This is a genomic window from Rathayibacter sp. AY2B9 (assembly GCF_002931595.1).
In the GTDB taxonomy this organism is placed as follows: Bacteria; Actinomycetota; Actinomycetes; order Actinomycetales; family Microbacteriaceae; genus Rathayibacter.
In genome coordinates, this window is the sequence record NZ_PSUB01000013.1 from 1 (window position 1) to 19,064 (window position 19,064).

Here is a 19,064-nt window from a genome sequence, read left to right on the forward strand (position 1 = left end):
GAGGGAAACGCCCGGTCACATTCCGAACCCGGAAGCTAAGACTCTCAGCGCCGATGGTACTGCAGGGGGGACCCTGTGGGAGAGTAGGACACCGCCGGAAACCATTCACGATGGCCACCCAGAAATGGGTGGCCATCGCTGTTTAACCACCACCTCGAATCCCCGCTGCTCACTAGAACGTGGTGCGGGTTAGGGTGGTGCGACGGTTACGGCCGTCCTCCCCGCCCTCGGGCGGGTCAACTCCACAGAGCATCACCACGACAGGCGAGGAACGCATGGACGACTCAGGATCCGACCGCAACGACCGGGACTCCGGACGTCGTGACGAGCGGCCGCCTCGCGCCGGCGGCCCCGGCCGCTCCTCGAACGATCGCGGCGGCTCGGGCGATTCCCGCCCCCGCCTCGACGGTGATGCTCGTCCTCCCTATCGTGGCGGTGGCGACTCCCGTCCGCAGCGTGATGGTGACTCGCGTCCTCCGTACCGCGGTGGTGGCGATTCCCGTCCGCAGCGCGACGGGGACTCTCGTCCTCCGTACCGTGGTGGTGGGGACTCCCGTCCGCAGCGTGATGGGGACTCCCGTCCGCAGCGTGACGGGGACTCTCGTCCTCCGTACCGTGGTGGTGGGGACTCCCGTCCGCAGCGTGATGGGGACTCCCGTCCTCCGTACCGTGGCGGTGGGGATTCGCGTCCGCAGCGCGATGGGGACTCCCGTCCTCCTTACCGTGGCGGTGGGGATTCGCGTCCGCAGCGCGATGGGGACTCCCGTCCTCCTTACCGTGGCGGTGGGGATTCGCGTCCGCAGCGTGATGGGGACTCCCGTCCTCCGTACCGTGGCGGTGGGGATTCGCGTCCGCAGCGCGATGGGGACTCGCGTCCTCCTTACCGTGGTGGTGGGGATTCCCGTCCGCAGCGCGATGGGGACTCTCGTCCTCCCTATCGCGGTGGCGACTCTCGTCCGCAGCGAGACGGCGACTCTCGTCCTCCTTATCGCGGTGGCGGCGACTCTCGTCCGCAGCGTGATGGTGACTCTCGTCCTCCTTATCGCGGTGGCGGCGACTCTCGTCCGCAGCGTGATGGTGACTCTCGTCCTCCTTACCGCGGTGGCGGCGACTCTCGTCCGCAGCGTGATGGTGACTCCCGTCCTCCTTACCGCGGGGGTGGGGATTCCCGTCCTCAGCGCGATGGGGACTCCCGTCCTCCTTACCGTGGAGGTGGGGACTCCCGTCCGCAGCGCGACGGTGACTCGCGTCCTCCCTATCGCGGTGGCGACTCGCATCCGCAGCGGGACGGTGACTCTCGGCCTCCCTATCGCGGTGGCGACTCGCGTCCCCAGCGTGACGGTGACTCGCGTCCTCCGTTCCGTGGTGGATCGCGCGACGGGGGAAGCAGGCCGTGGTCGGACGATCGTCGGGGCGGCGGAGACCGCCAGGGCGGCGGACGCGGACGCGAGGGCTTCGGCGGCGGACGCGGCGGCCCCCGCGAGGAGCCGGAGCTCACCGAGGAGGAGCGCGAGCGGCGCTCCCTCCAGTCGGTGCGTCCGCGCCACGACGACCCGGACCTTCCCGACGACGTGCAGGCCAAGGACCTCGACAAGGTCGCCCGCAACGAGCTGCGCACGCTCTCGAAGGACAACGCCGAATGGGTCGCCCGTCACCTGGTGATGGCCGGCCGCCTCCTCGAGGAGGACCCCGAGCTGGCGCACCGCCACGTGCTCTCGGCGGCCCGTCGCGCGGGACGCATCGCCGTTGTCCGCGAGTCGCTGGCCATCTCGGCGTACGCGACGGGCGACTTCGCCCTGGCGCTGCGCGAGCTGCGGACCTTCCGTCGGATCTCCGGCTCGGACGAGCAGGTGCCGCTGATGGTCGACTCCGAGCGCGGCGTCGGCCGACCCGACAAGGCGCTCGAGCTGGGACGGTCGATCGACCGCACCACGCTGAGTCCCGGCGCGCAGGTGTCGCTGGCCATCGCCATGTCCGGCGCCCGCCTCGACCTCGGCCAGGCGGAGCTCGCTCTCATGGAGCTCGAGATCCCGCAGCTGGACCCGGACCGCGCGTTCTCGTACAGCCCGGATCTCTTCGCCGCCTACTCGCTCGTCCTCGAGGAGGTCGGCCGCTCCGAGGAGGCGGCCGAGTGGCAGCGTCGCGCCGACATCGCGGCGCAGGCCGTCTTCGCGGCCGAGGGCGGCGGTGACGACGAGACGATCGAGGTGATCGAGGAGGAGCACGAGTCGGCCGACGCCGCGTCCGCTCCCGATCGCGCCGAGGAAGGGACCGCGGTCGACGACGCGGACGACTACCTGGACGACGAGGACGGCCAGACCGCCGTCGACGACGCGGACGAGGACGAGGTCCACCGGACTGTGTCCGAGGAGATCGACGACGACGACGCGGACGCGGACGACGCCGATGCGACCGCTGACGCCGAGGCCGACCTCGTCGACACGGACGAGCCGACCTTCGCGGACGAGTCCCTCGAGTCCGACGATCTCGCCGAGACGGACGCGGACGAGGCTCTCGACTCGGCCGAGCCGACCGCCGACGAGTCGGTCGAACCCGCCGACACCACCGAGGAGGACGCCGATGTTCCGCAGCAGCAGGACTGAGCCCACTCCGCTCGACGGCCGCGACTCCGTCCTGGCCGACCTCGACGGGGTCGTCTACAAGGGTGCCGACGCGATCCCCTTCGCGGTGGAGAGCCTCAACCGAGCGGCCGAGACGCTGCGGGTCGGCTACATCACCAACAACGCCTCCCGCACGGACGCGTCCGTCGCCGGGCACCTCTCCGAGCTGGGGCTGAGCGTCCGGCCCGAGGACGTCGTCACCTCCCCGCAGGCGGCGGTCGTGCTGCTCGCCGAGCTGGTGCCGGCCGGCTCGACGATCCTCGTCGTCGGGGCGGAGGGCCTCACCTCCGAGGTCGAGCGCGCCGGGTTCACCGTGACGCGCAGCGCGGAGGACTCGCCGGCGGCGGTCATCCAGGGCTTCGCGCCCACGGTCGGCTGGGAGCAGCTGGCCGAGGCCTCGTTCGCGCTCCACACGGGGATCCCGTGGGTCGCGACGAACACCGACTGGACGATCCCTGTCGCGCGCGGCATCGCCCCGGGCAACGGGACCCTCGTCTCGGCCGTGCACACCGCGGTCGGCCGGCTCCCGGTCGTCGCGGGCAAGCCCGAGCGGGCCATCTTCGACGCGGCGACCGCGCGCTTCGGCTCGACGAACCCGCTGTTCCTCGGCGACCGGCTCGACACCGACATCGCCGGCGCGAACGGCGCCGACATGGAGAGCGCCCACGTGCTCACCGGGATCGACCGGGCCAAGCAGCTCCTCGCCGCGGAGCCCAAGCTCCGGCCGACGTACATCCTCGGCGACCTTCGCGAGCTGCACCTGCCCTACCCGGCGACGACGGTCTCGCGGAACGGCACGCACGCCGTCCGCGGCGCCAAGGTCCGCCTCGACGGCGACTCCGTGGTGATCGTGGACGCCGGCGACGACGCGACCGATCTGCTCCGGGCCGCCTGCTCGGTGATCTGGTCGTCCGGCCGCGCGATCTACGGCCTCGACGTGCCGGAGTCGCTCTACAGCTGAGCCTGCTCGGCGGGCTCCCGGCGTCCCTCGCGGCGCAGGAGCCCGTCGAGCCGGCCGGCCAGACCGACCGCGACGATCGCGATCAGCGCGGCGTACGAGAAGGTCGCGGCGAAGACCCCGGTCCCGGCCCCGATCAGCCCGGTGACCGCCGCCGCGAGGAGGCCCGTCAGCGCGAGGGAGACCGAGGCGCCGGTCGAGTCGGCGATCTGCAGGGCCGAGCTGTTGAAGCCCTCCCGGCCCGGAGCGGAGAGCGCGAGCGTCATCGTCCCCATCCGCGGGAACATCGTGCCCATGCCGCCGCCGGCCAGGAACCAGCCCACGCCCGCGACGATCGGGCTGAGGGCGAGCACCGTGACGAGCAGCACGACTCCGATGCCGGCGAGCACGAGCGACGTGCCGAGCCGCATCGCTCCGCCGTGGCTGAGGCGGGTACCCGGGCGTCCCTGGATGTTCGAGCCGAGAGCCCAGGAGACGGCGCCCGCGGTGAGCATGGCGCCCGAGAGCCAGGGCGGCAGGCCGTACTGCTCCGAGAGCAGCAGCGGCAGGTAGACCTCGGTGCCGAAGAACGCCGCGGCGACGAGGGCGCGGAGGAGGATCACCGACGGCAGGACGCCCCGAGCGCGCAGCGTGCCGTCGGGCAGGAGCGCGCGAACCGCCACGACCACGACCACCACGGCGGCCGCGGCCAGGAGCCCGGCGAGATCGGGCGCGAGCTCGGCGCTCGTGCTCAGCACGACGACTCCGGCCGAGACGACCACGGCGCGGGCGATGCGGCCCACTGCCCGGCGATCGAAGGGGAGGCGCTCGCGCGGCTCGAGCGAGCGGAGCGTCGGCGCGATCGCGGCGCTCGCGAGGGCCACCAGGGCGACGACTCCGAAGAAGACCCAGTGCCAGCTCGCGAGCTCGGCGACGACTCCGGCCACCAGCGGCCCCACCAGCGACGGCACGACCCAGGCCGCGGCGAAGGCGCCGAAGATCCTCGGATGCAGCTGGCTCGGGTAGACCCGCGCGACGAGCACGTAGAGGGTGACGGTGATCCCTCCGCTGCCCAGCCCCTGCAGCAGGCGGGCCGCCACGAAGACCGGCATCGCCTGCGCGGCGCCCGCGGCGACGAGACCCAGGGTGAAGAGCAGGATCGCGACCACGAGCGACGGCGTCGGGCCGCGGCGGTCGGCGGAGGATCCGGCCGCGACCATCCCGACCACGGCGGCGGCGAGCGTCGCGGCGAAGGCCAGGGGATAGAGGGCGCGACCGTCGAGGTCGGCGCTGACGATCGGCATGATCGTCGTCACGGCGAGCGACTCGAACGCGCAGAGGAAGACGAGGCTCGTCGTTCCGATGGTCGTCAGGAGGAGGGGAGCCGAGGTGATGCCGCGGCGATCACGAGAACGCACCTGCTCAACAGTACGCCGAGCGCAGAGCCGGTCAGCGGTAGACGGCCCAGTCGTCCTTCGCGAGCACCGTCGGGGTGCCCTCGATCTCGACCAGCCAGCCGCGGTCGTCGCGCTCGAGGTAGCGCCCCTGCACGATCTCGGGGGCCCAGCCGCCGTCGCGGGAGGAGATCCAGCGGACGAAGCGGACGGTGCCTCCGCGCCGGAACAGTGTGCCGTTGTGGTCGCTCATGCGGGGATCTTCTTCACGGAGAGGTCGTCGGGCGACGAGGTTTCGGGGAGGAGGTGGAGGCCGAGGCGGCCGTTCGAGGCGTTCGAGAGCTCGCGCAGCCAGTGCGGGTTCAGCTCGATCGCGGCGGTGCCGTCGTACTCGTAGCGGGTGGGGATGCCGGGGTGGAGCCACAGTTCGGACCGGCGGCCCTCGGCGTCCTCGATCGTCAGGAGGAAGCCCTCGCCGCGGCGGAACCGCGAGGTGATCACGGTCTGGAGGTGGGCCAGGGCGCGGTCCTCGAAGGAGTGCGAGCTGGCGGGTGCGCCGTAGAGCAGTCGTCCCATCGCGCGCACCTCCTCACCGTCGGCGGCGCACGGAAGGCGTGCCGCACCGTCGACACTAGGTATTGCTAAGTCGGTTGACTAACAGTCTCGGCGCCGACTGCGCTTTCGGGACACACGCCGTCCGAACGCCGGAGAAGTGGTTCGATGGGGGCAGCGAGTTCCCGTCCGGGGCGCCTGCCGCTCGGAAGGTGCACCTCGATGGACGCTCGGCCAGACCTGTTCGCTCTGCTCGCGCGATTGCGCACGGCGGAGCGCGACTACGACGGCCGTGTGGAGCGGCGCCTGGGCATCGGCGCCACGGATCTCGCGGCCCTGCGGCTGATCGGGGTCGGGGAGCGGCGCGACGAGATCGTCCGCGCCGTCGACCTGTCCGCGGCCCTGTCGATCACGACGGCGGCCGTCTCCCTCCTCGTCGACCGCCTCGCCCGCGCCGGCTACGTGGACCGCACTCCCGACCCGTCCGACGGCCGCGGCCGCATCCTCTGCCTGACGGAGCGCGCGCAGAAGGCCATCGTCGGCACCGACGACCCGACCTACGAGCAGATCCGCGCGATGGTCGCGAAGGTGCCCGAGTCGGAGGCCGCGACCGTCGCGGTGCTGCTCGACGGCCTCAGCCGCATCCTCGAGGGGCAGCCGCCGCCCGAGCTCGTCGACTGATCAGCGCTGCAGCGTGGCGCTCGGCGACTCGCCGAACCGCTCCGCGTAGGCCGCGCTGAAGCGGCCCGCGTTCCCGAAGCCCCAGTGCCGGGCGACGGCGGCGACCGTCGTCCCGAGGGGCGGACTCACGGCGAGCTCCTCCCGGGCGCGGTCGAGCCGCACCAGGCGCAGGTAGGCGATCGGGCGCATCCCGAGCACCCGCTGGAACGCGGACTGCAGGCCCCGGACGGTCAGGCCCGACGCCGCCGCCATCTCGGCGGGGCCGATCGGCTCGCTGCAGTGGGCGTGCACGTACTCGACGGCCGTGCGGATCCGTGCGTTCCGGGGGGCGAGGAGCTCGGGCGGGACCGGAGCGGACTCCGGAGGGTAGAGGTCGAGCAGCGCGGAGGCCGTGGCGCGGGTGAGCTCGTCCCAGAGCAGCGGCTCGACGCGCTCGCTGCGCAGCGCGCGGGCGGAGTCGGCGACGGCGGTGCGCCAGCGGCGGATCGCCGCGGCGTCGGGGCGGTGCTCGGAGTCGAAGACGAGGGACCCGACGAGGCCCCGCTCGGCGGCGACCCGGTCGACCACTCCCCGGTCGAGGTGCACCAGGCGCTGGTCGAAGTCGACGTAGTCGAAGGCGAACGGCCGGCCGACGGGGAAGAGGACGGGACGGTTCTCCTCCATCGCGATCGAGGCGCGGCCGACGTCGATCCGGCCGGAGCCGCCCACGATCCACTGCACGACGACGTCGTCCGAGTCGCCCACGCCGCCCGCGAGGTGCCCGGACATCCGCGAGGTGCGGAGGGTCATCCCGCCGTCGCCGATTGCGGCGTAGCGGTAGCTGAAGTCTGCAGCGGTGGTGGCGGCGCGCCACTCGTCGCCGTTGTAGAGCCGCGCGAGGCTGTGCCGCGCCTCGTCCGGATCCTCGCCGCGGGCCTCCAGCCGGACGCGAGGGTGGTGATCGTCCACAGGTCGTTCCGGTGCCTCAGCGCGTGAGGCGCTCGATGAGCTCGCGGTAGCGCGCGGCCGTGCGCTCGACGATCTCGGACGGGAGGGTCGGCGGGAGGCCCTGGCCGTCCCAGTTGTCGGAGAGCCAGTCGCGCACGATCTGCTTGTCGAACGAGCGGCCGCGGATGCCGGCGTCGTAGTCGTCGGCGTCCCAGTAGCGGGAGGAGTCGCTCGTGAGGACCTCGTCGCCGAGGGTGACGACTCCGGTCCCGCGGTCGACCCCGAACTCGAACTTCGTGTCGGCCAGCAGCACGCCGCGGGCCAGGGCGATGGTGGACGCCTCGCGGAAGACGGCGAGCGAGAGGGTGCGCAGCGCCTCCGCGGCCTCCTCCCCGACGATCTCGACCGTGCGCTCGAAGGTGATGTTCTCGTCGTGCTCGCCCTGCGGGGCCTTCCACGCGGGGGTGTAGATCGGCTCGAGGAGCGCGTCGCCGTCGTGGAGGCCCTCGGGGAGCGGGACGCCGCAGACGGAGCCCGTCTCCCGGTACTCCTTCCAGCCGCTGCCGGAGAGGTAGCCGCGCACGACGCACTCGATCGGGAACATGTCGAGCGTCTTCACCAGCATCGACCGGCCGCGGACCGCCTCGGGGATGTCGCCGGGGATCAGGTGGTTGGGGACGTCGGAGAGCTGCGCGAACCACCAGAGGGAGAGCGTGGTCAGCAGCTCGCCCTTGCCGGGGATCCCGGGCTCGAGGACCGCGTCGTACGCGCTGACCCGGTCGCTGGCGACGACGAGCATGCGGTCGGCGCCGAGCACGGGGTCGGCGTCGTCGGGGGTGTAGAGGTCGCGCACCTTGCCGGAGTAGGCGTGCTGCCAGCCGGGCAGCGGCGCCGTGGTGTCGAAGGACAGGGAGTCGTCGCGGGTCACCGCACCATTCTCCCCGATCCGGGGGGCTCCGCGGCTCCTGAAGACCTCCTGTGTCCTGGCGGATCGGGGCTGTCAAGCACGCGCGGCCGCCGATCCCGCGCGCCTAGCGTCGAGACATGACCTCGCAGAACGACCAGACTCCGCAGAACGACCAGTACACGTTCCAAGACCCGACCGCGATGTTCGCCGACATCGACACGGAGGCCCAGTACCAGGAGGGCTCCGGCCTCGACTCGAAGATGGACGACCCCGCCGACCGCGGCGAGTCGACCTACCGCGGCTCCGGCCGTCTGACCGGGCGCAAGGCGCTCGTCACCGGAGGCGACTCGGGCATCGGCGCGGCCGTCGCCATCGCCTACGCCCGCGAGGGCGCCGACGTCGCGATCGTCTACCTCCCCGAGGAGGAGTCGGACGCGAAGAAGGTCGTCGCGCTGATCGAGGAGGCCGGCCGCACCGCCGTCGCCATCCCCGGCGACATCACCGACCACGACTTCGCGGTGGGCGCCGTCGCGAAGGCCGTCGAGGGCCTGGGCGGACTCGACATCCTCGTCAACAACGCGGGCAAGCAGCAGCACGTCGAGGACTTCCTCGAGCTCTCGGACGAGCAGTTCGACGAGACCTTCAAGACCAACGTCTACGCGATGTTCTGGATGACGAAGGCGGCCGTGCCGCACCTCGCCCCGGGCTCCGCGATCATCAGCACCTCGTCGATCCAGGCCTACCAGCCGTCGCCGATGCTGGTCGACTACGCCAGCACGAAGGCCACGATCAACACGTTCTCGAAGGCGCTCGCGCAGCAGCTCGCGCCCAAGGGGATCCGCGTGAACGTCGTCGCCCCGGGCCCGATCTGGACGCCGCTGCAGACCGCGGGCGGCCAGCCGTCCGACAAGCTGCCCGAGGTCGGCTCGCAGACGCCGCTCGGACGCTGGGGCCAGCCGGCCGAGCTCGCTCCCGCCTACGTGTTCCTCGCCTCCCCGGAGTCGAGCTACGTCGTCGGCGAGACGCTGCACGTCAACGGCGGCATGCCCACGCCGTAACACTCGGCGCTCACGGCGGGCCAGGTCGCGGCGCGGAGGAACCCTCTTCCGCGCCGTGGCGGGGCCCGCCGTTTTGGTTGTCGTAACAATCGACTGCTGTGCAGGTTCGTGCGCGAGAGTCGGTGCATGACCGATTCCCTGCCGATCCTCGACCTGTCCCGCCTCGACCAGGGGGAGGCGGAGGCCGCCGCCTTCCGCCGCGACCTCCGGGAGACCACGCACGACGTGGGCTTCTTCTACCTCGTCGGCCACGGCGTGCCCCAGGACCTCCTCGACGACGTCGTCGCCGTCTCCCGCCGCTTCTTCGACCTGCCGGAGGAGGAGAAGCTCGCGATCGAGAACACCCTCAGCCCGCAGTTCCGCGGCTACACCCGCTTCGGCGCCGAGCTCACCAACGGCGACGTCGACTACCGCGAGCAGGTCGACATCGGCATCGACCGACCGGCCGTTCCCGCCGGGCCCGGCGTCGCCGACTACGAGCGCCTCGAGGGGCCGAACCTCTGGCCCGAGGCGCTGCCGGAGTTCCGCGAGGTCTTCGAGCGCTGGCACGCGGAGCTCGCGGCGGTCGCGATCCGGCTGCTGCGCACCTGGGCCGTCGCACTCGACGCCCCGGAGGACGTGTTCGACGAGGCGTTCGCCGAGCGGCCGTTCTCGCTGGTGAAGGTCGTCCGCTACCCGGGCACCTCCGACCCGGAGCCCAAGCAGGGCGTGGGCGCGCACCGCGACGGCGGCGTGCTGACGCTGCTGCTGGTCGAGCCCGGCAAGGGCGGCCTGCAGGTCGAGCACGACGGCTCGTGGATCGAGGCACCCGCGATGGAGGGCGCGTTCGTCGTCAACATCGGCGAGATGCTGGAGCTCGCCACGGGCGGCTACCTCAAGGCCACGCTGCACCGCGTGATCTCGCCGCTGATCGGAACGGACCGGATCTCGATCCCGTTCTTCTTCAATCCCGCGCTCTCGGCCACCATGCCCTCGCTCCCGCTGCCCGAGGAGCTCAAGTCCGGCCTCTCGGTCGACCCGACGAACGCGCCGATCCTCGAGACCTACGGCGAGAACGCGCTGCGCTACCGGCTCCGGGCCCACCCGAACGTGGCGGCCGCCCACCACGCGGACCTGCTCGCTCCCACCGTCTGACCCGGGAACGACGAAGGGCCCCCTTCCGCGCGAGCGCAGGAGGGGGCCCTTCGTCGTCAGTGCGTCAGCAGCGTGCGGCGGCCACGGGGACCGTCGCGGTGAACGCGGGCTGGCCGGTCGCCGATCCGGTCACCGTCACCGTGCCGGCCGGCATCGAGGCCAGGCGGGTGGTGAAGGCGCCGGAGGCGGACGATCCGGGTGCGACCGCGGTGAACGACTTCGAGCCGTAGGCCGAGGTGATCGTGACGTCCGCGGCAGCGGTGTCGGTGTTCTTCACGGTCGCGGTGAGCACGATCTTGCCGGCGACGCAGCGCGTGGCGACGGCGGGGACGAGCTCGAGGGTGTCCAGCGGGACGGCGGCCGAGACCGACGTGCGCACCAGCTTGTCCGCGTACCCGGTGTAGGAGGCCGTGACGCCGGTCACGCCCGCCGGGACCGAGACGCTCGCCGAGCCGCCGGAGAGCAAGACGGTCGAGGTCCACGAGCCGCCGGTGAAGGTGACCGAGCCGACGACGTCGCCCCTGTCGGCCGCCGCGACCGTCGCCGTGACCGTGCGGCCGTCGGCGGTGAGGGTCGTGGTGGAGTCGACGGCGGTGACGCCGGTCCAGTTCTTCATGGCGGTGAGGACCGTCTGCGGGACGCTCACGAACGCACCGTGCCGCGGGCTGGCCGGGAGGCCGGCGCGGCTCTTGGGCGAGACGTTCCAGTCGGCCGACTGCGAGAGGCGGTTCGTCTGCGAGCTGCCGGCGATGGCCGCTCCGGAGGTGAGGAAGGCCTTGTAGCCGCCGTCGCCGTAGTTGTCGACGAGGAACGCGTAGCCGTCGCCCGTGCCGGTGGTGTCGTTCGGGTCGCCCGCGTTCAGCTTGATGATCTCGGGTCCCTCACCGGCCTGGCCGGTCTCGAGCGAGGTCATCCGGGTGTCGGTGAGCTGCCAGGTGGTGTTCGGGTCGGCACTCCAGTTCGAGGAGGTCGTCCCGGCGGTCAGGACCTTCGACTTCTCGAGGAAGATGTCCTTCCCGGCCTCGAGGGTGCCGGCGGCGCCGCCCTCCTCGTTCTTGGTGAAGCGGTAGTAGTAGTCGCCGATCTTCGTGATCGTCGAGTCGATCCGCGCGTAGCCGGTGTCCTGCCAGGTGGCGGGAGGAGCGGTGAAGGTGCGGAAGTCGCGGGTGATCACGGAGAAGACGCGGGAGTAGAGCTTGTCGTTGTTGGTCTTCGTCGCGTCGGAGTAGAGGCGCGAGGAGAAGAACACGACGTAGGACTGCAGGGCGTCGTCCCAGTACGCCTCGGGCGCCCAGGTCATTCCGGCGGCCGGCTGGTTCACCGTGATGCCGGTGTCGGCGCCGTTGGTGCGGGTCCACTGCACCAGGTCGGTCGACTCCCAGACCTCGATCTTCAGGCTGCCCTTGGACTGGGCGTCGCCCCAGCCGGTGCCGCAGGAGATGCAGAGGTCGGTGGCGACCATGTAGTACTTGTCGCCGTTGTGCGAGCGGAGGATGAACGGGTCGCGCAGGCCCTTCGTGTCGGTCGTCGAGGTGATGACCGCCTTGCCGCCGTTGACCGGCGAGAAGGTGAAGAAGTCGTTGCCCGAGGTCGCGGCCTGGTAGATCTTCTCGTCGCCGTCCGACTTGAAGTACGCCGAGGCGTAGCCCGCGTCGGGAGCGGTGCGGCCGAGCTCGGCGACCGTCAGCGTGAAGGCGCGCGTCTCGGTGACGCCGTTGAGGGTGGCCGTCGCGGTGAGGGTGACGGTCCTGTCCCCGGAGCCGTAGGCCGGTCGGGTGACCACGCCGCCGCCGCGGTAGGGGTCGGCCGCGCCGACCGTCGGAGCCGCGTAGGAGGTGTTCGTCGGAGTGACGAGGGCCGGGTCCGAGGAGGTCCAGGTGATGTCGGTGCCGTTACGGGCGCCCTTCACTGCGAGGGGGAGGTTCTCGGTGGTGCGCGTGGCGAGCTTCAGCGCGTCGAGGTCGTCGTTGATGCTCGGGGCGAGCACGACCACCTCGAAGGCGATCGTCGCGCCCTGGGCGGTGGTCGCCGTCAGGGTGACCGGGGTGTTCTGCGCGATCGAGCGCGAGACGACGCCGGTGGCCGAGACGACCGCGCTGTTCGAGGAGGTCCAGGTGAGCGGGACGCCGCTGCTGGAGGCGGGCAGCGTCAGGTTCGAGGAGACCTGGGTCAGCGACGGGTTGCCGGCCAGCAGGACGGGCTGGATGTCCGAGCGCAGCAGGGCGGAGGTCGCGGACGCCTTCGCCGCGGCGGTCGGCATGCTCGAGGCGACCTGCTCGGCGGTGAGGGAGGTGTCCCAGAACTTCACGTCGGTGACGTCGGCGGTCACGAGTGCGTCGCCGGAGTAGAGCGAGCGGCCGAGGTAGCCGAGCGTGGACCCGGTCGGGACGATGCTCGCCATCGACTTCGCGGTGTTCGCGGTCGAGATCTGCGTGCCGTCGCGGTAGAGGGTCAGCACGGTGCTCGACCCCGTGCCGGTGCCGACGAGCGTGAGCGTCGTGAACCCGGGGTTCAGCGTGCCGCCGAACGGCATGCGGGTCTCGCCGTTGCTGGTGGGCTCCTTGACGCGGATGCCCGCGAGGACCTGTCCGCTGGGCGAGCCGTCGGGGTTGCGCGGGTTCACGAAGACGTGGTTGCCGAGCTGCGTGGTGTTCCACGGGCCGACGCCGTCGCCGATGACCCAGCCGAACTGGTTGGCGGTGGTCTGCGTCTTCACCGTGTACTCGACGGCGAAGGCGTTGTCGGCTCCGGTGACCAGGCCCTGGGGGAGGCTCGCGTAGCCGTCGTTCTTGAACCGGGCGACCTGGTCGCCGCCGGCGTTCGCGAAGGACGCGTCGGTGAGGCCGGTCAGGGTGGCGTTGCGTCCGTTGCCCGAGATGTCGAGCAGGGCCGAGCCGGCGTGCGACATGTCGTAGTGCGCGGTGGGCGCCGGGACGTCGACGGCCTGCGCCGAGACGGGGACGAGAGCGCCGGTGAGGGCGACGCTCGTGCAGGCGAGAGCGGAGAGGAAGAGGGATCGCACGCGGCGCCGAGGCGCGGCGGCAGGGGGCTCCGGGGAGCGTCGTCTCATCGTCGAGACCTTTCCTTCAGGGGAGGGATGCGTCGAGCCGAGGGGACCGACGCGTGTGTTCACGTTAACATGTGAGCCGCCTCAGAGCCATGGGGGAATTGCTCCGGCGGCGAGAGCGAACCATGCGACAGGGGAGCGCATCGGCGCAAGACCTGCACCCCCGAGCGCCCAGGGCGTAGCGTGAGCGCACCGCATCCTGGCCCCCGGTGACGGAACCATGCCCATCCGCCTGCCCTGCGAGGACTTGACCATGACGACGCTCTTCCACACCGGTGGCTCCCTCTCCCTCGACGACGCGACCGCCGACGCCGTCGTCCGCTACTCGCTCGCGCTCGCGCAGCGGCACCGGATGAGCACGGTCAGCGTCGCCGACGACTCGGCTCCCTCCTCCGTCGTGACGCTCACCGTCGGGCTCGGCGTCCCCCTGGTGGTCGCAGGGGCCGGTAGCGCAGCGGCGGAGTCGAGCACCGAGATCCTCGAGCGCCTCGACGCGCTCGACAGTGCGGGCGGACCGGTGCCCGCCTCGGACGTCGACCCCCGCGCGACGTGGGAGCTCGAGAACGAGTACTGAGCTCTGAGCCGCGGCGCCGCCGGCGCGGATCCGCCCCGCTCCTGCTCCGCGCGCGCGGAGCGTCAGCGCCGGTAGTCGCGGATGATCTCCTGGGCGAGCGTCGTGATCGGGGTCGACGTCGCTCGCGCGCGGACCCGCAGCACCTCGAAGGCCTGCTCGACCGTGGTGCGGTGGGCGTAGGCGAGGATCCCCTTCGCCTGCTCGATCAGCACCCGGCTGTCGAGGGCGTGCTGCAGCTGCTCCTGAGTGACCGTGCTCTGCTGGAGCGCGCGCTGGTGCAGGATCCCGATCGTCGCGACGTCGGCGAACGCCTGCACGACCGCGATGTCGTCCGGATCGAGCCGCCCCGGCCGGGCCTGGAAGAGGTTGAGGGAGCCGATCGTCGTCCCCGCCGAGCGCATCGGCACGCAGTGCGCCGAGAGCACGTCGAGCTCGACCGCCAGCGTCCGGAACTCCGCCCACTCCTCGCCCACGGCGCGGGCGTCCTCGACGATCACCGGCCGCCCGGTCTCGAAGCACTGGATGCACGGGCCCGACCCGCTGTCGAGCTGGAGCAGCTCGATCAGCCGGGTGTCCTCGTCCGTGGAGGCGAGCACCTCGAGGGAGCCGGTGGAGTCGGCGAGGACGAGCCCCGCCGAGACGGCGTCGAAGAGGGTCGCGCTGCTCTCCACGAGGGTCTGGGTGAAGTCGACGACGTCGTAGTCGTCGACCAGTGTGTCGGAGAGGGCGACGAACGTCTGGATGACGCTGCGCTCGCGGGAGTTCGTCACCATGTGTCGTCCTGGGCGGTGAGAGGGCGGTCGGGGAACCCGTCGTGCCGGGCCACGATGCCGGAGGCGACATCGACGACGGAGCGCTGCTGGGCGAAGGCGTGGGCGCGCAGCAGCAGCTGCGCCTCCTCGGCCGTGCTGCCGTAGCGCGCGATGATCATGCCGGTCGCCTGGTGCACCACGCGTCGCGAGCGCGGATTCGTGCTCTCCTCGACCTCGTTGTCGCGCAGCACCGCGGCCAGCACCAGCAGCGCCGTCGCGGTGGTCGAGGCGCTGATCCGGCCGAGGAGGGAGTCGCTGAGCGACGTGGGGCGGCGGGAGTAGAGGTCGACCGCACCGATCGAGAGCCCCGCGATCGAGAGCGGGAAGGCGAAGACCGCGCGCACCGCCGTGGGGCCGATCGCCTCGGTGAAGAGCGGCCAGCGCTCCTCCGCGCCGGTGTCCGGCACCGAGACGGGGCCGGCAGCGCGGATCGCCTCCCAGCACGGGCCCTCGCCGAGGTCGATCTGGATCTCGTCCAGCCGGCTCGCGGTGCTGTCGCTCGCGGCGACGGTCTCGCCGCCGAAGGGGCTGCCGAGCGTGGAGATCGCGACACCGTCGATCGGATACCCGCGCAGATACGGGTCGCAGAGAGCGTCGGAGTCGTTCACCGCCCCCATTTTAGCCGTCGGCTCCGCTCGGCGCGACGCTCCGTCGGACCGGCGGGGACGACGACGCGGTGACGCGCGGGAGTCCGCCTGGCTGCGCTGCCCGGGCGCACGAGGCGACGGCCCGTGAAGCGGCTCGTCGGGCGCGGACGGTGCATGGTGCGGGGCGACGGGAGCCGGAGGACGGCGGCCTGCACGGCGACGGAGCGGCTCAGGCCGGGGTCGATCGAGCCGGGACGCTCGAGGGCGGCGATGAGGTCGTCGAGGACGGCGAAGGCGGGATCTGTCATCACGGCTCCTGGCCGGGTGTCCGCGGCCGTTGTTCTGCGCGCCGGGGCGCGGGCGGTGTCGATCGGGTGTCGCCGTGCGGGGTCCGCGCACGACGTCGACGAGGTCCTGCACGACGGTACGGGGCGCGGATCGACCGGACGACGTGGTTGACCTCCCCGAGGTCCGCCGCTACTCGTGCTCTGCGTTGAGCTCGTCGAAGTCGTTCGTGATGATCGACAGCGGGGTGTACGGCGTGATGAGGAGGAGCGCCGGGTTCGCGCGTCCCTCGCCGTAGTTGACCGTCAGCCATTGCGGCGTCGGAGAGGCGAGGGCGGCCTCGACCTCGGCGCGGAACTCGTCGAGGCTCCTGTTGTTGACCGTGTAGGCGGTGCCGTTGTAGATCAGGTCGATGCGCTTCACAGCTGATCGCCCTTCGCCGGAGGACGCACCGGTTCGGCGGGCTCCGAGATCACGTACAGCCCGCCCGCGGAGTTCGCGAGGTCGGTGAGCGCGGAGATCCAGGCGGGGTTGATGCGGGGCATCCGGCCGCCGAAGTACTTGTAGCGGAGCGCGTGGGAGGGGTGGATCCAGATCGCGCTGCGGCCGTCGCCCATGCTGTGGTCGTCGCGCCAGCTGAGCAGGAACGACTCGTTGCGGCGCAGCTTCGCGGTGATGACGATCTGCAGGTGCGCGAGCACGCGGTCCTCGAAGTCGATCTCGACGGTCCCGTCGTAGTGCAGCTTCCCCATCGGCGTCTCCAGCCCCTGATCTCCGGCCGGCAGGCGCCCGCCGTTGCCACCACCCTTCCGCAGACCGGAGGGATCCGACAACCCGGCCTGCCATTCTCTGCTCGATCTGTCCAGGTCTTCCGTCAGCGGCGGTCCTCTGTCAACCTCCTCCCTCCACGCAGCCGGCGCTGCCGAGCATGGACGGCATGAAGCACATCCTCTTCGCCGACAAGACGATCCTGGTGGGGGACGAGGCGGCCGACGCACTCGTCGAGTACGCCGTCGCCCTCGCCTCGAAGGGCGCGGCCGACACCGTCGAGTACACGGGGATCGGCGCCGACGGCGGGACGGTCGATGCCACCTTCCTCGTGAACGCCGCGGCCGCCCTCATCGTCGAGACCACGCCGAGCGACCTGCCCGAACCGGACAACGCGGCGGAGGTGGCACGGCTGCGCGCGCGGATCGACGCGCTCACCGGCGAGCATCCCGTGCAGCCCGGCGACGGCGAGCTGACCAGTGGTGCCGACTACGAGGACTCCTACGAGCAGTGAGTGGTTCCCCGTCGTGCGGACCCGGACCCGGACCCGGACCCGGACCCGGACCCGGATGCGACCGGCGTCCGCTACCACTGCGAGGCTCCGCAGTGAACCCCCTGATCGGCTGAGGGGAGGCGGACGTACCGTGGCCCTGCGGGTCGCCGACGACACGATCACCGGTCGACCGCTACGGGCACGGCCGCGGGTCGGCCGGGGAGGACGGACACCATGACCGGAGACCATCCCTTCTGGGTGCGCCTCGCGCGCAAGGAGCCGCAGTGCGCCATCGTGCGCGGCCGGGTCTTCGAGATCGGCGCCCCCGACGAGCGGGACGGCGCCTTCCTCCTCACGGTCTGGGAGAAGGGGCGGCCCGTCGGGCACGTCCTGAACGTGGATCCGCCCGCCTACAAGCCGTGCGGACCCGGGCACCCGGTCGAGCCGCAGCGGGTCGACGGGGTCGAGGAGCTGCTCGAGCTCCTGGTGCCCCAGCGCACCCGGCTCGCGGCGCACGGCTGACGCCGCTCCCGTCCGCGGGGGCCGCCCGAGTCCTGTGCACCGGGAGCGGGGCGAGGGCTGAGCACCCGCTGACGGACGCCCGGGACGGGGGAGTCGTGCGGCCGGGCGGCGGCTGGCATCCTGACCTCGGTGCGACGAGCGCGCCCGCGAGGGGGAGCCCGATGAGCACCACCGAGGACGTCGACGACGGGACCGCTGAGTTCGGGTACCGCCCCTCCCTCACCCGCGGCATCGGCCGCTTCGGCAGCTTCGCCGCGGGCGTGAGCTACATCTCGATCCTGACCGGCACGTTCCAGCTCTTCTCCTTCGGCTTCGCGCTCGGCGGTCCCGCCTACTGGTGGTCCTGGCCGATCGTGTTCACCGGGCAGCTCATGGTCGCGCTGTGCTTCGCCGAGCTCGCCGCCCGCTACCCGGTCGCGGGCTCCGTCTACAACTGGAGCAAGCGCCTCGCCGGGCCGACGGTGAGCTGGCTGGCGGGCTGGCTGATGGCCACCGCGTCCGTGGTCACGCTCGCGGCCGTCGTGCTGGCGTACCAGGCGACGCTCCCGCAGATCTGGAGCGGATTCCAGCTCGGCGGCTCCGCGGGGGTGAGCGCGGTGGTCTGGGGAGCGCTGCTGATCGCGTTCACCACCGCGGTCAACGCGCGCGGCGTGCGGCTGATGGCCCGGATCAACAGCGTCGGCGTGCTGATCGAGCTCGTCGCGGCGGTGCTGCTGGTGGCGGTGCTCGCGGTGAACGTGGTGCATCCGCCGACCGTGCTGCTCGACACCAGCGGCTACGGCGGGAGCACGCCGGGCGGGTACGCCGGCGCGTTCCTCATCGCCGCGATCGCGTCGGCGTACGTGATGTACGGGTTCGACACCGCGGGCTCGCTCGGCGAGGAGACGGTCGATCCGCGCCGGACCGCGCCGACGGCGATCCTGCGGGCGGTGACCGCCTCCTTCGTCCTCGGCGGCCTCATCCTGCTGCTGGGGATCCTCTCGGCGCCCGACCTCGCCGACCCGGCGCTCGGGCAGGCGTCGGGCGGGCTGCAGCGGATCGTGCTGCAGGTGCTCGGCGGCCCCCTCGGATCGGTCCTCCTGCTCTGCGTGGTCGTCGCGATCACGGTGTGCGCGCTGGCGGTGCACACGGCGGCCATCCGACTGATCTTCGCGATGGCCCGCGACAACGCCCTGCCCGGCAGCCGCGTGCTCGCCCGCGTGGACCCGCGGCGCGGGACACCGGTGGCGCCGGCGCTGGTCGTGGGGGTGCTCGCGGTGCTGATCCTGGTCGTGAACATCGGGACGCCGGCGATCTTCACGGCCGTGACGAGCGTGGCGGTCATCCTGATCTACCTCGCCTACCTGCTGGTGACGGTGCCGCTGCTGATCGCCCGGCACCGCGGCCGGTGGCCCGCAGCCGCGCCCGGGCGCTTCTCGCTCGGCCGCGCGGGCCTGCCGGTGAACGTGGTCGCGGTGCTCTGGGGCGCGGCGATGACGGTCGACCTCGCGTGGCCGCGCGTCGAGGTCTACGGGGAGGAGCTGCGCTGGAGCGCGGTCGTCGTGATCGCCGCGGTCGTCGGGATCGGCCTGGCCTGGTTCCTCCTCCGCGGCCGGCACCGCCTCGGCACCCTGCCCGCGCACGCGCTCCCCTCGCCGCCGCCGCAGGGCTGAGTCGCACGAGAAGGCCCGTTCTCGAGGGGGCAGGACGATCCATTCCGGGCGACTCGGCGGCGGCACCGGGAGGAGGATGGGGGAGCGGGTGCT

21 protein-coding genes and 1 rRNA gene are annotated in these 19,064 nt (G+C 72.0%); 10 read left to right on the plus strand and 12 right to left on the minus strand.

The window, feature by feature from the left end:
- Positions 1-100: ribosomal RNA gene (rrf, locus tag C5C25_RS12265) — 5S ribosomal RNA — on the plus strand; the annotation flags it as partial.
- Between the two features lie 184 nt (positions 101-284).
- Here the strand turns inward: rrf and C5C25_RS16305 are convergent.
- A complete protein-coding gene (locus tag C5C25_RS16305; protein WP_146079469.1) occupies positions 285-1,277 on the minus strand; it encodes a hypothetical protein in 993 nt (330 codons plus the stop codon).
- A gap of 255 nt (positions 1,278-1,532) precedes the next feature.
- Here C5C25_RS16305 and C5C25_RS12275 point away from each other — a divergent pair, with 255 nt between their 5' ends.
- Together C5C25_RS12275 and C5C25_RS12280 are read left to right on the plus strand one after the other, a co-directional pair.
- On the plus strand, positions 1,533-2,603 hold the full coding sequence (locus tag C5C25_RS12275; protein ID WP_258069408.1) for a hypothetical protein: 1,071 nt from the start codon (positions 1,533-1,535) through the stop codon (positions 2,601-2,603).
- Positions 2,581-3,582 (plus strand): HAD-IIA family hydrolase, encoded by a 1,002-nt coding sequence (locus C5C25_RS12280; RefSeq protein WP_104250771.1) that lies wholly within the window; start codon positions 2,581-2,583, stop codon positions 3,580-3,582. Before C5C25_RS12275 ends, C5C25_RS12280 begins: the two co-directional genes overlap by 23 nt.
- On the opposite strand, the gene C5C25_RS12285 is transcribed toward C5C25_RS12280, so the two are convergent.
- Genes C5C25_RS12285 through C5C25_RS12295 form a run of 3 tightly spaced genes read right to left on the minus strand, consistent with a single transcriptional unit; the run spans position 3,573 to position 5,528 of the window.
- Positions 3,573-4,976, minus strand: a complete 1,404-nt coding sequence (locus C5C25_RS12285) for an MFS transporter (RefSeq protein ID WP_104250772.1) — start codon at positions 4,974-4,976, stop codon at positions 3,573-3,575. The two genes, C5C25_RS12280 and C5C25_RS12285, sit on opposite strands and share 10 nt — an antisense overlap.
- A 31-nt stretch (positions 4,977-5,007) precedes the next feature.
- Positions 5,008-5,205, minus strand: coding sequence for a hypothetical protein (locus tag C5C25_RS12290; protein ID WP_068256013.1), 198 nt, complete (start codon positions 5,203-5,205; stop codon positions 5,008-5,010).
- Positions 5,202-5,528 (minus strand): hypothetical protein, encoded by a 327-nt coding sequence (locus C5C25_RS12295; protein ID WP_104223794.1) that lies wholly within the window; start codon positions 5,526-5,528, stop codon positions 5,202-5,204. The genes C5C25_RS12290 and C5C25_RS12295 overlap by 4 nt, the downstream gene beginning before the upstream one ends.
- Positions 5,529-5,726: 198 nt before the next feature.
- On the opposite strand from C5C25_RS12295, the gene C5C25_RS12300 reads away from it, so the two are divergent.
- Positions 5,727-6,185: a MarR family winged helix-turn-helix transcriptional regulator gene (locus C5C25_RS12300; protein ID WP_104326055.1), complete on the plus strand. Its 459-nt coding sequence runs from the start codon at positions 5,727-5,729 to the stop codon at positions 6,183-6,185.
- On the opposite strand, the gene C5C25_RS12305 is transcribed toward C5C25_RS12300, so the two are convergent.
- Together C5C25_RS12305 and C5C25_RS12310 are read right to left on the minus strand one after the other, a co-directional pair.
- Complete coding sequence (locus C5C25_RS12305) at positions 6,186-7,133, minus strand: helix-turn-helix domain-containing protein (protein ID WP_104250774.1); 948 nt, start codon at positions 7,131-7,133, stop codon at positions 6,186-6,188.
- Between the two features lie 16 nt (positions 7,134-7,149).
- On the minus strand, positions 7,150-8,040 hold the full coding sequence (locus tag C5C25_RS12310; protein WP_258069409.1) for a phosphoribosylaminoimidazolesuccinocarboxamide synthase: 891 nt from the start codon (positions 8,038-8,040) through the stop codon (positions 7,150-7,152).
- A 116-nt stretch (positions 8,041-8,156) separates the two neighbouring features.
- On the opposite strand from C5C25_RS12310, the gene C5C25_RS12315 reads away from it, so the two are divergent.
- Both C5C25_RS12315 and C5C25_RS12320 read left to right on the plus strand, forming a co-directional pair.
- Positions 8,157-9,077 carry a glucose 1-dehydrogenase gene (locus C5C25_RS12315; protein WP_104223791.1) on the plus strand — a complete coding sequence of 307 codons (921 nt, stop codon included), beginning with the start codon at positions 8,157-8,159 and terminating at the stop codon, positions 9,075-9,077.
- A gap of 126 nt (positions 9,078-9,203) precedes the next feature.
- Entirely contained in the window at positions 9,204-10,211 is a 1,008-nt protein-coding gene (locus tag C5C25_RS12320) for an isopenicillin N synthase family oxygenase (protein ID WP_104223790.1), read from the plus strand.
- 64 nt (positions 10,212-10,275) lie between these two features.
- Here C5C25_RS12320 and C5C25_RS12325 read toward each other — a convergent pair whose 3' ends face one another.
- Positions 10,276-13,233, minus strand: a complete 2,958-nt coding sequence (locus tag C5C25_RS12325; RefSeq protein ID WP_258069410.1) for an immunoglobulin-like domain-containing protein — start codon at positions 13,231-13,233, stop codon at positions 10,276-10,278.
- A 298-nt stretch (positions 13,234-13,531) separates the two neighbouring features.
- Between C5C25_RS12325 and C5C25_RS12330 the strand changes: the two genes are divergently transcribed.
- On the plus strand, positions 13,532-13,852 hold the full coding sequence (locus C5C25_RS12330) for a hypothetical protein (RefSeq protein ID WP_104223789.1): 321 nt from the start codon (positions 13,532-13,534) through the stop codon (positions 13,850-13,852).
- A 62-nt stretch (positions 13,853-13,914) separates the two neighbouring features.
- Here C5C25_RS12330 and C5C25_RS12335 read toward each other — a convergent pair whose 3' ends face one another.
- The 5 genes from C5C25_RS12335 to C5C25_RS12355 form a co-directional block, all read right to left on the minus strand.
- A complete protein-coding gene (locus tag C5C25_RS12335; protein WP_104239019.1) occupies positions 13,915-14,625 on the minus strand; it encodes a GAF and ANTAR domain-containing protein in 711 nt (236 codons plus the stop codon).
- The gene (locus tag C5C25_RS12340; protein WP_146082402.1) at positions 14,619-15,272 is read right to left on the minus strand and encodes a GAF and ANTAR domain-containing protein; all 654 of its coding nucleotides are present in this window, start codon (positions 15,270-15,272) and stop codon (positions 14,619-14,621) included. Before C5C25_RS12340 ends, C5C25_RS12335 begins: the two co-directional genes overlap by 7 nt.
- The gene (locus C5C25_RS12345; protein ID WP_104250776.1) at positions 15,269-15,559 is read right to left on the minus strand and encodes a hypothetical protein; all 291 of its coding nucleotides are present in this window, start codon (positions 15,557-15,559) and stop codon (positions 15,269-15,271) included. Before C5C25_RS12345 ends, C5C25_RS12340 begins: the two co-directional genes overlap by 4 nt.
- A 169-nt stretch (positions 15,560-15,728) precedes the next feature.
- Positions 15,729-15,959: a hypothetical protein gene (locus tag C5C25_RS12350; protein WP_104250777.1), complete on the minus strand. Its 231-nt coding sequence runs from the start codon at positions 15,957-15,959 to the stop codon at positions 15,729-15,731.
- Complete coding sequence (locus tag C5C25_RS12355) at positions 15,956-16,288, minus strand: ATP-dependent DNA ligase (RefSeq protein ID WP_104223784.1); 333 nt, start codon at positions 16,286-16,288, stop codon at positions 15,956-15,958. Before C5C25_RS12355 ends, C5C25_RS12350 begins: the two co-directional genes overlap by 4 nt.
- A 185-nt stretch (positions 16,289-16,473) precedes the next feature.
- Here C5C25_RS12355 and C5C25_RS16310 point away from each other — a divergent pair, with 185 nt between their 5' ends.
- From C5C25_RS16310 to C5C25_RS12365, 3 genes are all read left to right on the plus strand, one after another.
- The gene (locus C5C25_RS16310; RefSeq protein ID WP_104260837.1) at positions 16,474-16,818 is read left to right on the plus strand and encodes a hypothetical protein; all 345 of its coding nucleotides are present in this window, start codon (positions 16,474-16,476) and stop codon (positions 16,816-16,818) included.
- Between the two features lie 213 nt (positions 16,819-17,031).
- Positions 17,032-17,319, plus strand: a complete 288-nt coding sequence (locus C5C25_RS16315; RefSeq protein ID WP_104223782.1) for a hypothetical protein — start codon at positions 17,032-17,034, stop codon at positions 17,317-17,319.
- Between the two features lie 161 nt (positions 17,320-17,480).
- Complete coding sequence (locus C5C25_RS12365) at positions 17,481-18,971, plus strand: APC family permease (protein ID WP_104250779.1); 1,491 nt, start codon at positions 17,481-17,483, stop codon at positions 18,969-18,971.
- The last annotated feature ends 93 nt before the right edge of the window (positions 18,972-19,064 follow it).